The sequence below is a fragment of the Pseudomonas sp. UTLPPB19802 genome, from assembly GCF_059730225.1.
On record NZ_AP048545.1, the window covers coordinates 3,007,751 to 3,022,277 of the forward strand.

2 protein-coding genes are annotated in these 14,527 nt (G+C 64.4%); both read left to right on the plus strand.

The window, feature by feature from the left end; translation table 11 throughout:
• Positions 1–22 precede the first annotated feature (22 nt).
• Positions 23–6,586, plus strand: coding sequence for an amino acid adenylation domain-containing protein (locus tag AC6I6U_RS13655; protein WP_497882444.1), 6,564 nt, complete (start codon positions 23–25; stop codon positions 6,584–6,586).
• 1 nt (position 6,587) lies between these two features.
• The gene (locus AC6I6U_RS13660; RefSeq protein WP_497882445.1) at positions 6,588–14,525 is read left to right on the plus strand and encodes an amino acid adenylation domain-containing protein; all 7,938 of its coding nucleotides are present in this window, start codon (positions 6,588–6,590) and stop codon (positions 14,523–14,525) included.
• Positions 14,526–14,527: the final 2 nt, after the last annotated feature.

Consider the following 14,527-nt stretch of genomic DNA (forward strand, 5'->3'; position numbering starts at 1 on the left):
ATTTTTTGAGAGGGAACAACGCGTGCAGGAGTTAATCGAGTCGGTAGGGCAGCTCTCGGCGATGCAGCGAAAGGGGTTGGCCACTCTGCTCAGGCAGAAGGGCATCAACCTGTTCGAGATCGCGCCGGTGTTCAAGCGGGCGGCCGATGAGCCGCTGCGCCTGTCCTATGCTCAGCAGCGTCAGTGGTTCCTCTGGCAATGGGCGCCGCAGAGTTCGGCGTACAATATTGCCGTGGCCCTGCGCCTGCAGGGTCGGCTCGATGTGACAGCGTTGCAGGGCAGCTTGCAGGCCCTGGTGGCGCGTCATGAGCCCCTGCGCACGGTATTCACCGAGACCGATGGGCAGCCACTGCAAGTGGTGCTGCCCGCCGGGACTTTCGAGCTGCCGGTCGAGAGCCTGGCTGTCGGCGAGGGCGATGCACGCATCCAGGCCTTCGTTCTCGATCACGGCCAGGCACCATTCGACCTGCGCAGCGGGCCGCTGATGCGCGCCGCGCTGCTGCGCGTGGCGGACGAGGAGCACGTGCTGGTGCTGACGTTGCACCACATCGTCGCCGATGGCTGGTCGCTTCAGGTGATGATCGAGGAACTGGTGCAGTGCTACCAGGGCCTCAGCCAGGGCCTGGTGCTGGAGCTGCCGGCATTGCCGATCCAGTATGCCGACTATGCGTTGTGGCAACGCCACTGGATGGAGGCTGGAGAGCAGGAGCGCCAACTGGCCTATTGGCAGCAGAAACTCGGCGGCGAACAGCCGGTGCTGGAGCTGCCGACCGACTATCCGCGTCCCGTGTCCCGCAGTTTTGCTGGAGCGAGCTGCAACCTGACCCTCGATCCTGATCTGAGTGAAGGCCTCAAGGCCCTGGCTCGACGCGAAAGTGTCAGTCTGTTCTGCCTGCTGCTCGCTTCGTTCCAGGCATTGCTGCATCGCTACACCGGCCAGGCCGATATCCGTGTCGGTGTGCCGGTGGCCAATCGCGAGCGGCCGGAGATCGAACGCCTGATCGGCTTTTTCGTCAACACCCAGGTGCTGCGTGCCGAAGTCGATGGGCAGCAGTCTTTCGAGCAACTGCTGCGTCAGGTCTGGCAGACCGTGCAGGAGGCCCAGGCCCACCAGGACCTGCCCTTCGAACAACTGGTCGACGCCCTGGAACCAGGCCGCAACCTGAGCCACAGCCCCCTGTTCCAGGTGATGTTCAATCACCAGGCACGGAGCCGGATCAAGCCGGGCACCGTCTTGGATGGCCTGCGGATCGAGCCGCTGCAATGGCAGAGCCAGACCGCCCAGTTCGACCTGGTGCTGGACACCAGCGAGCAGGCTCATGGCATCGAAGCCGTGTTCAAGTACGCCACCGACCTGTTCGATGGCGCTACCGTCGCAGCATTGCTGCAGCACTGGGCTACCCTGCTGCGGGCGATCGTCAGCGATCCGCGCCAGCGCATCGCTGAGCTGCCGCTGCTCGATGCGGCGCAACAGCAGCAGGTGCTGGCGAGCTGGAACCCGGCACCGCAGGTACACCCGGTCGGGCGCTGCCTGCATCAGCTGATCGAGGATCAGGCCGGGCAGCGGCCGGATGCCGTCGCGGTGGTCTGCGCCGGTGAGCAGTTGACCTATGCCGAACTCAACACCCGGGCCAACCGCTTGGCCCATCGGCTGATCGCCCGCGGGGTGGGCGCCGATGTGCTGGTGGGGGTCGCGGCACAGCGCTCTCTGGAAATGATCGTGGCCCTGCTCGCCGTACTCAAGGCCGGTGGTGCCTATGTGCCGCTGGACCCGGCCTATCCCGAGGAACGCCTGCGTTACATGATCGACGACAGTGGCCTGAAGCTGCTGTTGGCCCAGGGGCATCTGCTGGAACGCCTGCCGGTACCGGCGGATGTCGAGTGCCTGGACCTGAGTGTCGTCGACCCGGGCGGCCGCCAGGACAATCCGGTGTGTCAGGTCGCAGTGGATAACCTGGCGTATGTGATCTACACCTCTGGTTCCACCGGCAAACCCAAGGGCGCGCTGCTGCCCCACAGCAACGTATTGCGCCTGTTTGACGCCACCCGGCAATGGTTCGGCTTCGACAGCAACGACAGCTGGACGCTGTTTCACTCCTACGCCTTCGATTTCTCGGTTTGGGAAATCTTCGGTGCGTTGATCCATGGTGGTCGGCTGGTGGTGGTTCCCCACGACGTCAGCCGCTCGCCCGAGGCGTTCCATGCACTGCTGTGCGAGGAGCGGGTGACAGTGCTCAACCAGACCCCCTCGGCCTTCAAGTCCCTGATGGCAGTGGCCCTGGCGTCGCCGCGTGAACTGGCGCTGCGCCAGGTGATCTTCGGTGGCGAAGCCCTCGAGGTGCAGAGCCTGAGCCCCTGGTTCGAGCGTTTCGGTGAGCATGCACCGACCCTGGTGAACATGTACGGCATTACCGAGACCACTGTACACGTAACCTACCGGCCGTTGTCCCTGGCAGATCTCGAACAGTCGGCGGGCAGTCCGATCGGCGAGCCGATCGCCGATCTGTCCTGGTGCCTGCTGGACGACGCCCTGAACTTGACACCGCAGGGTTGCATCGGCGAGTTGTACGTCGCCGGTGCAGGACTGGCGCGTGGTTACCTGAACCAGGCGGGGCTGACGGCCACGCGTTTTGTCGCCAACCCCTTCGATCCCGAGGGCGGTCGGCTCTATCGCACCGGTGACCTGGCTCGCATGCGCAGCGACGGGGTGATCGACTACATCGGCCGTCGCGACCAGCAGGTCAAGATCCGTGGTTTCCGTATTGAACTGGGCGAAATCGAATCGCGGTTGCAGGGGCACGCGCAAGTCCGGGAGGCCGCAGTGCTGGCCCTGGACGGCCAACTGGTAGCCTACCTGGTGACAGCGGATCCCACGCTTTTGGACAACGCCGAGCGCCAGGCCACATTGCGCGCGGACCTGCGTGACTACCTGAAACAGCATCTTGCCGACTACATGGTGCCGGCACATCTGATGTTGCTGTCGGTACTGCCGCTGACCACCAATGGCAAGCTCGACCGCAAGGCCCTGCCGGCTCCCGATACGGCGTTGCTGCAGCAAGCCTATGTTGCGCCGCGCAGCAGTCTTGAGCAGCAACTGGCGGCGATCTGGAGCGAAGTGCTCAAGGTCGAGCGGGTGGGGCTCGGCGATAACTTCTTCGAACTGGGCGGCCACTCGCTTCTGGCGACCCAGGTAATCGCCCGTGCACGCCAGGCCCTGGGTCTCGAGGTGGAGCTGCGCAGCCTGTTCGAAACCCGTGACCTGGCCGCTTTCGCCGAAAGCGCCGGGCAGGGCGCCAGCAGTTCGGCACCGGTGTTCGTCGCCGCCGATCGCCAGGCGCCGTTGCGGCTGTCCTATGCCCAGCAACGCCAGTGGTTCCTCTGGCAGTTGGAGCCGGACAACAGCGCCTATCACATTCCGGCGGCCCTGGCCCTGAGCGGTCGTCTCGACCAGCAGGCGCTGCGCCGCAGTTTCGAGGCGCTGGTCGGGCGTCATGAAAGTCTGCGTACCACTTTCGCCCAGCAGGACGGCGAAGCAGTGCAGGTGGTGCATACGGCAGCGACCTTCGAACTGCCGGTTGAGGTGCTTGACAGTACCGAAACCGAGCGCGCGTCACTGCTGGAGCGCATCGATCGTGAGGTGCTGGTGCCGTTCGATCTGCAGCAGGGACCGTTGCTGCGTGCCCGGTTGTTCCGCCTCGGCGATGAACGCCATGTGCTGGTGGTGACCCTGCACCATATCGTTTCCGATGGCTGGTCGATGCCGATCATGGTCGACGAACTGATAGAGGCCTATGTCGCCTTCAGCCAGGGCCAGCAGCCGCATCCCAGACCACTGCCGTTCCAATACGCCGACTATGCACAATGGCAGCGTGGCTGGATGGAGGCTGGCGAGCAGGCCCGCCAACTGGCCTACTGGAGCGCCCAGTTGGGCAGCGACCAGCCGGTGCTGGAGCTGCCGACCGATCGACCACGTCCGTCGCTGCAGAGCAATGAGGGTGCCCGTACCCAGGTCGCGCTTGATCGTGCCCTGGTAGAGGGGCTCAAGGGCATTGCCCGGCAACAGGGCGTGACATTGTTCATGCTGTTGCTGGCTTCGTTCCAGACCTTGTTGCATCGCCATTCGGGGCAGAACGACATCCGTGTCGGTGTGCCGGTGGCCAACCGGAACCGGGTAGAAACCGAAGGCCTGATCGGCTTCTTCGTCAACACCCAGGTGCTGCGTGCCGAGTTCGACCTGCACACCCGTTTCGATCAGTTGTTGCAGCAGGTCAAACAGGCCGTGCTGGGAGCCCAGGCCCACCAGGACCTGCCTTTCGAGCACCTGGTCCAGGCCTTGCAGCCGGAGCGTAGCCTGAGCCACAGTCCGCTGTTCCAGGTGATGTACAACCACCAGACCGAACTCAAGGGCGCGGTGCGGCTACTGCCGGGCCTTGAGGTCGAGGCGCTGGACAGCGGAGGTCATACCGCCCAGTTCGACCTGACCCTGGATACCTTCGAGAGCGAGGACGGCCTGCGCGCGGCGCTGACCTACGCTACCGCGCTGTTCGAGCCGGGCACCATCGAGCGTCTGGCCGGCCATTGGCGCAACCTGTTGCAGGCCCTCGTCAACGAGGGTGTGCAGCAGGCGGTCGCCGAGCTGCCATTGTTGGATGTCTCCGAAACACAGCGGGTGTTGCAGGACTGGAGCCGAATCGAAGGTCACTATCCGGCCGAGCAGTGTGTTCACGAACTGATCGAGGCCCAGGCGCAACGCACTCCTGAGTCGGTGGCGCTGGTATTTGGCGAGCAGCAACTGAGTTATCGCGAACTGGAGCTTCAGGCCAACCGCCTTGCCCACAAGCTGCGGGACATGGGCGTCGGCCCGGAAGTGGCGGTGGGGATCGCGGTCGATCGCGGGCTGGACATGGTGGTCGGGCTGCTGGCGATTCTCAAGGCCGGCGGCGCCTATGTACCGCTGGACCCGGAATTCCCCGAGGATCGCCTGGCCTACATGATGGAAGACAGCGGTGTTCGCCTGCTGCTCAGCCACAGTCCGTTGCTGGCGCACCTGCCAGTGCCGGCGGGGTTGCCGGTGTTGTGCCTGGACCAGGCCGAAGACTGGCTGCAGGGCTACGACGGGCAACCGCTGTCGAGCCCGGCCCGACTCCATAACCTGGCCTATGTGATCTACACCTCCGGTTCCACCGGCAAGCCCAAGGGTGTGGCCATCGAGCACCATGCCCTGAGTGCCCACTGCCAGGTGGCCATCGAGTACTTCCACCTGGTGCCGCAGGATCGCGTGCTGCTGTTCTCGACCCTGAACTTCGACGGTTTTGTCGAGCAGCTGTTCCCGGCCCTGTGCCGTGGGGCAGGGGTAGTGGTACGTGGCAACGAAGTCTGGGACAGCACCACCTTCCAGCGCGAAGTGCTGCGTTCGGGTATTACCGTGGCGGATCTGAGTACTGCCTACTGGTACCTGCTGGCCCAGGATTTCTGTCGCCTGGGCCTGCGCGACTTCGGCGCGCTGCGCCAGGTCAGCGCCACCGGCGAGGCAATGCCGGCCGAGGGTATCACCTTGTGGAAACAGGCGGGGCTCGAGCATATCCGCCTGCTCAACACCTATGGCCCGACCGAAACCACCATCACCGCCAGCTACCTGGAATGCGCACCCTACGTGCGTGGCGAGTTGCCACGGCCGGCGCTGATGCCGATCGGTCGACCGCTGGGTGCACGGCGCATGTATATCCTCGATGCGGCATTCAACCCGGCGGTTCAGGGAGGCAGTGGTGAACTGCTGATTGGCGGTGCGCTGCTGGCTCGCGGTTATCACCAGCGTCCGGCGCTGACCGCCGAACGCTTCATCCCGGACCCGTTCGATGAGCAGGGTGGGGGCCGGCTGTATCGCACCGGTGACGTCACTCGCTATCGCGACGAGGGCCTTATCGAGTACGTGGGGCGCATCGACCACCAGGTGAAGATTCGTGGTTTCCGCATCGAACTGGGCGAGATCGAGGCGCGCCTGCAGGAGCATGTGCAGGTTCGCGAAGCGCTGGTGATCGATATCGATGGGCCGTCGGGCAAGCAACTGGCGGCATACCTGGTGCCGAACGACCCGGCGCTGTCCTTGGCCGACGCCACGACCGAGCAGCTCCTGCGGGGACAACTGCGTGACTACCTCAAAGCCAGCCTGCCGGACTACATGGTCCCGACGCACTTGCTCGTATTGGCGCAGATGCCCATGACGCCCAACGGCAAGCTGGATCGAAAGGCCCTGCCCAAGCCGGATCCGAGTCTCTGGCAACAGGACTATGTGGCGCCGCGCAATGAGCGCGAGCAGCAGCTGGCGGCGATCTGGGCCGAGGTGCTGAAGGTCGAGCGGGTTGGCCTGCACGACAACTTCTTCGAGCTGGGCGGCCATTCACTGCTGGCGGCCCAGGTGATCTCCAGGATTCATTCGAGTCTTGGCATCGACATTCCTCTGCGACTTATTTTCGAGAAACCGCAATTGAACGAATTTTCCCAAGCATGTGAAGACGCAGGTCTTGCCTTGACCGATGACGGGCTATCCGACATCGAACGAATGATGAACGAAATGGCGGAGGCCTGAGATGGACAAGACCACGGCACAACGGATTGCCCAGCGCTTCGTCGGCCTGCCGCTGGAGCAGCGGCGCCAGATCCTGCAGAAAATGAGCGAGACCGGGCAGAGCTTCAAGCTGCTGCCAATCGCCGAAACGCGCCATGACGTCGCACGTATCCCGCTGTCCTATGCCCAGCAGCAGATGCTGATCCTCTGGCAACTGGACCCGGACAACAGTGCCTACAACGTACCCATGGCGGTGCGCCTGACGGGCGCCCTGGACGAGGCAGCGATGGGCCGGGCCCTGGCCTTGCTGGTGCATCGCCACGAGGCCTTGCGTACCCGTTTCGTCTCGGTCGAGGGGGAGTTCCACCAGGAGATCCTCGACGAGTCGCCGGTGCTGCTGCAGCGGGTGGACATCGCTGACGAACCTGCCGAGAGCCGTGAAGCGCACCTGCAGGCCCTGGTGGCCGCCGAGCTGGCTGCACCTTTCGACCTGCTGCAGGGACCGTTGCTGCGGGTCCGGCTCTGGCACCTGGGCGAGCACGAGCATGTGCTGACCCTGTGCATGCACCACAGTGTCTCGGACGGCTGGTCGGGCGAGCTGCTGGTGAAGGAGTTCATCCGCTTCTACCTGGCTGAGGAGAGTGGCAGCCCGGCGGGGCTGGCACCACTGCCGATCCAATACGCCGATTATGCGATCTGGCAGCGCGCCTGGCTGGAAGCCGGCGAAGGCGAGCGCCAACTGGCCTACTGGAAACGGCAACTGGGTGAGGAACAGCCGCTCCTTGAGTTGCCACTGGACCATGAACGTCCGGCCGTGGCCAGCCACCGTGGGGCAATCGTCCACGCCAACCTGTCGCCACTGCTCTCGGAGCAACTCAAGACCCGGGCCCGTCAGAGCGGCCAGACCGTGTTCATGCAGGCTCTGGCGGCCCTGGCCGTGGTGCTGGCGCGCAGCAGCGGCCAGGCGGATATCCGCATCGGTGCACCGAACGCCGGGCGCAACCGCGAGGAACTGGAAGGGCTGATCGGCTTCTTCATCAATACCCAGGTGCTGCGCATCCAGGTGGATGAGCGCGACAGCCTCGAACAATTGCTGGAGCAGGTCAAGCTGGTGGTGACCGGCGCACAATCCCATCAGGAACTGCCGTTCGAACAATTGGTGGATGCCCTGGCCCCGGAGCGCAACCTGAGCCACAACCCGTTGTTCCAGGTGAAGATCAACCAGAACGTGCTTTCGGCACGCAGCGACAGTGCCCCGGTACAGTCGGCACTCAGCGTCGAGGCATTCGCCATCGGCGTGGCCGATGCGCGCTTCGACCTGGCCCTGGACTTCACCGATACCCCGGAGGGTATCGAGGCCGAGTTCACCTACGCCACCGATCTGTTCGAGGCCGCGACCATCGAGCGTCTGGCTTTGGCCTGGCAGCAGGTGTTGGAGCAGATGGCAAGTTCCACCGGGGCGAGCCTGCTGGAGCAGCCGGGCCTGTCCGCCGATTACCCGGCCGCGGCCCAGGCGCAGTTCCCCTGCAACGATTTCCTGGCGCTCTGGCAGCAGGGCCTGCACGCCGGGCGCGGCAAGCCGGCGTTGCGTTGCGCTGCAGAGTTGATCGACTACGACGAACTCGAGCGCCGTTCCAACCAACTGGCGCGCCTGCTGCAATCCGAAGGCATCGGTGCCGGGGATGTAGTTGCGCTGTGCCAGGAACGCTCCATCGACTGGGTGGTGGCACTGCTTGCCGTGCTCAAGGCCGGTGCAGTGTACCTGCCGCTGGACAATCGCCAGCCAGCCGAGCGTTTGCAGCAACTGCTCAAGGACAGCTCGGCAGCGCTGTTGATTCATGCCACGGGCGACAGCATGGCGGCCAACCTGGGGGTGTGCCCGACGCTGGCCATTGAGGCGCAGCAATGGGCCGACCAGGACAGCTCGGCTCTGGTACTGCGGGTCGATCCCGAGCAGCCGGCCTACATCATCTACACCTCTGGCTCCACCGGGCAACCCAAGGGTGTGGTGATCAGCCATCGCGGCCTGGCCAACTACGTCCAGGCGGTGTTGCAGCGCCTGCAACTGGCTCCCGACGCGAGCCTGGCGCTGGTTTCGACCATTGCTGCTGACCTGGGGCATACCCAGCTGTTCGGTGCCCTGGCCAGCGGCCGGTTACTGCACCTGATGTCCCATGAGCATGCCTTTGATCCGGACAGCTTCGCCGCCTACATGCACGAGCATCAGGTCGACGTGCTGAAGATCGTCCCCAGCCATCTGCAGGGCCTGTTGCAGGCCGGTCGTGCGGCGGATGTGCTGCCACGGCAGTTGCTGATTCTTGGAGGCGAGGCCAGCAGTTGGGCGCTGATCGAGCACATCCGCCAGTTGGCGCCGGACTGCCGCATCATCAACCACTACGGGCCGACAGAGACCACCGTGGGTATCCTGACCCACGAAGTGCACGAGCGCCTGGAGGGGTGCCGCACGGTGCCCGTTGGCCTGCCGCTGGCCAACGATCAGGCACGGGTGCTGGATGCCTACCTGAACCCGGTGGCGGAACGTGTTCCTGGCGAGTTGTACCTGGGCGGCGCCGGTTTGGCCCAGGGCTACCTGGGGCGCGCGGCAATGACCGCCGAACGTTTCGTGCCCGACCCCGCATCGGAGCACGGCGAACGCCTGTACCGGGCTGGCGACCGTGCGCGCTGGGTCGATGGCCGGCTGGAATATCTGGGGCGCGCCGACGACCAGGTGAAGATTCGCGGCTACCGGGTCGAGCCGGGAGAAGTCGCCCAATTGCTGCTGGGGCTCGCTGGCGTGGCCGAAGCGGTGGTGCTTGCACTGCCCCTGGAGAGCGATGCCACGCGGCTGCAGCTGGTGGCCTACTGCGTGGCGGCGCAAGGTGTCAGTCTGAGTGGCGACGCCTTGCGCCAGCAATTGCAGGCAGGACTGCCGGAATACCTGGTGCCGGCGCATATCCTGATGCTGGAGCGCCTGCCGCTGACCGCCAACGGCAAGTTGGACAAGCGGGCCTTGCCCGTGCCGGGCGCGACACAGCAACGCTATGTCGCACCTGTAGGCGAGATCGAGGAGAAGCTGGCGGCGGTCTGGGCCGATGTACTCAAGCTCGAGCGGGTCGGTAGCACGGATAACTTCTTCGAGCTGGGCGGCGACTCGATCCTCAGCTTGCAGATCATCGCTCGGGCCAAGCGCCAGGGGATCAAGCTCAGTCCCAAGCAACTGTTCGAGAAACAGACCATCTCCCAACTGGCGACGGTGGCCAAGCTGATCGAGAAGAAGGCGGCCGTCGAGGCGCCGCAGCAGGTCAGCGGCGAGCAACCATTGCTGCCGATCCAGGTGCGCTTCTTCGAAACGCAGATCCCCGAGCGTCATCACTGGAACCAGTCGGTACTGCTCAAGGCCCGTGAACCCCTGGATGCAGCGCATATCGAGCGGGCACTGTCGGCCCTGGTCGGGCTGCACGACGGCCTGCGCCTGAACTTCGAGGAACAGGCCGACGGCTGGCGGGCCCGCTACCAGGCGGATCAGCCCGGCGCCATGCTGTGGGTACGTGACCTGTCGTCGCCGGCGGAACTGGCCGGGCTGCTGGACGAAGCACAGCGCAGCCTGGACCTGGCGAAGGGGCCGTTGCTGCGTGCGGTGCTGGTGAACCTGCCTGCTGGTGAACAACGCCTGTTGCTGGTGATCCACCATCTGGTGGTCGATGGCGTATCCTGGCGCGTACTGCTGGAGGATCTGCAGGCGGCCTACAAGGCGATTGCCCTGGCCCAGCCTCCTGTATTGGCGGCCCGCAGCAGCTCGCTCAAGACCTGGGCCGAGCATTTGCACCAGCATGCGCAGAGCCCGCTGATGGAGCAGGAACTGGCTTACTGGCAGGAACAGTTGCGTGGTGTCAGCGATACCTTGCCCTGCGACCGCCCCGAAGGCGGCCAGCAGCGGCGCCATGCTGCCTCCGTGCAGACCCGGCTGGGCGCCGAACTGACCCGGCAGTTGCTCCAGCAGGCCCCCGCAGCCTACCGGACCCAGATCAACGATCTGCTGTTGACCGCACTGGCTCGGGTCATCAGCCGCTGGACCCGGCAGCCCGATGCGCTGATCCGTCTCGAAGGGCACGGTCGTGAAGACCTGTTCGACGGGCTGGACCTGAGCCGTACCAGCGGTTGGTTCAGTACCCTCTATCCGGTCCGGCTGAGCCCCGAGGACTCGCTGAGTGGCTCGATCATGGCAATCAAGGAGCAACTGCGTGCGGTGCCGAACAAGGGCATCGGCTATGGCCTGTTGCGCTACCTCGGTACGCCGTCGGCGCGTCAGGCACTGCAGGGCATGGCCGAGGGTAGCATCGTCTTCAACTACCTGGGCCAGGTCGAGCAGGGTGTCGATCACGACAACGGCCTGTTCCAGCTTGCAGGCGAGGACAGCGGCCAAGGCCAGGACGAGAAGGCACCGCTGGGCAGCCTGATCAGCATCAATGGCCAGGTACAGGGCGGCGAACTGGAGTTGCACTGGGAGTTCAGTCGCGAGGTATTCGACACGTCCACCCTGCAACAACTGGCCGACGAGTATGCCCGTGAGCTGGAGGTGGTGATCGCCCACTGCGCCTCTGGTGCCGGCCAGGGCGTGACTCCATCGGACTTCCCGCTGGTTCGCCTGAGTCGTGAGCAACTGCAGCGCCTGCCGGTGGCGACGCAGGACATTGCCGATATCTATCCGCTGTCGCCGATGCAGGAAGGGTTGTTGCTGCACACCCTGCGCGAGGCCGGCTCGGGTATCTACCTGATGCAGTACTGCTACCTGATCGATCATGATATCGACCGGGAGGCCTTCACCCGCGCCTGGTGTACAGTGGTCGAACGGCATGAGGTGCTGCGCACCTCGTTCTGCTGGGATATCGGCGATACGATCGTGCAGATCGTCCGGCGCAATGTCGCCCCCGACATCCGCTTCATGGATTGGCAAGGGGTGGATGCCGCCGACTACGAAGCCCGCCTGAATGCCGAACTCAGTGCCGAACTGCAACAGGGCTTCGACCTGTCCGGCGAAGTACCGTTCCGCCTGCGGCTGATCCAGCTGGGGCCGCAACGCTATGGTTTTGTCCTGAGTAATCACCATATCCTGCTCGATGCCTGGTGCCGCATGGGGATCGTGGCGGAGTTCTTCGAACTGTACGCTGCCGAGGTTGAGGGTCGCACCACGCAACTGCCGCTGCCACCGCGCTACCGGGACTTCATCGCCTGGCTGCAGGGACACGACGAGCAGGTTTCCAGGACATTCTGGGAGCGCGAGCTGGCCGGTTTCGAACAGCCGACAGCCTTGCCGTTCGACCGGCTGATCAGTCGCGATGCCGGGACCTCGTCGACCGGCGACTGCCTGACTCGCCTCAGCGATGAACAGACCCAGCAGTTGTCCCGGATTGCCCAGTCCAACCAACTGACGCTCAATACCCTGGTGCAGGCGGCCTGGTCGGTGGTCCTGCACCGCTACAGCGGTGATCGCGACGTGCTGTTCGGCGTCACGGTTTCCGGGCGTCCGGTCGAGTTCCCCGAGATGCAGGCCACAGTGGGGCTGTTTATCAACAGCATTCCGCTGCGCGTGCGGATCCCCGGCGCGCATAACCCGCAGACGGTAAAGGCCTGGCTGCAGGGGCTGCAGGAACACAATCTCGAGTTGCGCGAGCATGAGCACTTGCACCTGGTGACCATCCAGGGTGGCAGTGACGTCGGCAAGGGCCAGGCGCTGTTCGACAGCCTGTTCGTCTTCGAGAACGCTCCGATCGAGGACAGTATCGGCGAGCAGGCCGATAGCATGAAGATCGAGTCCGGTTCCTCGCGGACCCACACCAACTATCCGATCACCGTGGTGATCTATCCGGGCTCCAGCCTGGGCCTGCATCTGTCCTATGATCAGCGCCTGTTCGAAGTGGCAACGGTCGAGCGCCTGCTGGGCGACCTGCGCGAAGTGCTCCAGGCATTTGCCGGGGGGGTCGACCAGGACTTCCAGGACCTGGTGGCGACCCTACAGGCACCGATGGTCGTGGACTCCACTGCCGGCAGCGAGATCGGTGGTGATCTCGACAAAGGTTATGCGCATCTGTTCCAGCGTACCGTGCAGCGGCTCCCGGATCGCCTGGCGGCTACCTGCCAGGGGAAGAGCTGGAAATACGCCGAACTTGACCGGTACAGTTCACGCATGGCCCAGGCGCTGCTGGCCACAGGGGTGGTGGCCGACGACCTGGTAGCCGTTCTCGGTGAGCGCGGCTTGCCACTGCTGGGCATGGTGGTTGCCGGGTTCAAGGCCGGTGCCGGTTATCTGGGGCTGGACCCGGCGCTGCCGGCCCAGCGGCTGGCGGATATCCTTACCCTCAGCGGCAGCCGTGTGCTGGTCTGCAGTGCCGGTTGCCTGGAACTGGCCGAGCAGTTGCTGGAGCGTATCGTCGTAGAGGCCCGTCCCCGGCTGATGGTCTGGGAGCGGGTGCTGGAACAGGAGGCGTCGATCGCACTGCCGGCTGGCTTGCCGGCGATCAGTGCTCGACACCTGGCCTATGTGATCTTCACCTCGGGTTCTACCGGCCTGCCCAAGGGCGTGATGGTGGAGCAGGGTGGGATGTTGAACAACCAACTGAGCAAGGTGCCCTACCTGGGGCTGACCGAAAATGATGTAATCGCTCAGACCGCTTCCCAGAGTTTCGACATTTCCGTCTGGCAACTGCTGACCGCCGGTCTCTGCGGTGCCCGTGTCGAGATCGTGCCTTCGGCCATCGTCCAGGACCCGGCCGCTTTGCTAAGGCATGTGGAGCAGACAGGCATTACCGTGCTTGAAGTGGTGCCGGCGCTGGTCCAGGGTCTGCTCGACCAGCCCGTAGCGCAGTTGGCGAGCCTGCGCTACCTGCTGACCACCGGGGAGGCGATGGCGCCGGCGTTGGCCGAACGCTGGTTGCTCCAGTATCCGGATATTCCATTGATCAATGCCTATGGTCCGGCCGAATGTTCCGATGACGTTGCCTTGCACCGGGTGCAATTGCAGGATCGTGAACGTGCCTATCTGCCGATTGGCCTGGACACTGATCACAACCGCCTGAGTGTTCTCAACGACCTGCTCGAACCGATGCCGGAGCGCGCTACGGGCGAACTGCATATCGCCGGCGTGGGAGTGGGGCGCGGTTACCTGGGCGACCCGAAACGCACTGCACTAAGTTTCGTGCCCAACCCGTTTGGCCAGGCTCCGGGCGAGCGTCTCTACCGCACCGGCGACCTGGTTCGGCGCCGGGCTGCCGATGGTGTGCTCGAGTACGTCGGGCGTACGGACTACCAGGTGAAGATTCGCGGCTTCCGTATCGAGCTGGGCGAGATCGAAGTCCGGTTGCAGCAGCATGAGGCGGTGCGCGATGCGGTGGTGATCGACATCGACGGCCCGGGTGGCCGGCAACTGGCGGCCTACCTGGTGCCCAGGAACAGCGACTGGACAGCTGACGATGTTCCGGCGTTGCGCGATGGACTCAAGGAACACCTGAGGGAGCACTTGCCGGAGTACATGGTTCCGACGCACCTGGTGGTCCTGGAGCGGATGCCGTTGACCGCTAACGGCAAACTCGATCGCAAAGCCCTGCCCAAGCCGGACGTCAGCCTGTTGCAGCACCACTATGTGGCCCCGCAGAGCGAACAGGAGCAGCAACTGGCGGATATCTGGGCCGATGTGCTGAAGGTCGAGCGCGTGGGGATGGAGGACAACTTCTTCGAGTTGGGCGGGCATTCGCTGCTGGTCATGCAGGTGATGGTGCGCATCCGTGACCAGTTGCATGTCGAAGTGTCGCTCAACGAGTTGTTCGAGTTGCCGGTACTGGCAGACTTCAGTCGTGCGGTCCGGCAGAAAACCGGCCAAAGTGACCAGGCTCAGGACGAATTGGCTAAATCGCTGGCCGCCCTCAAACGTCTTACTGCGGAGGAAATCGATAATTTGATCGCATAGCG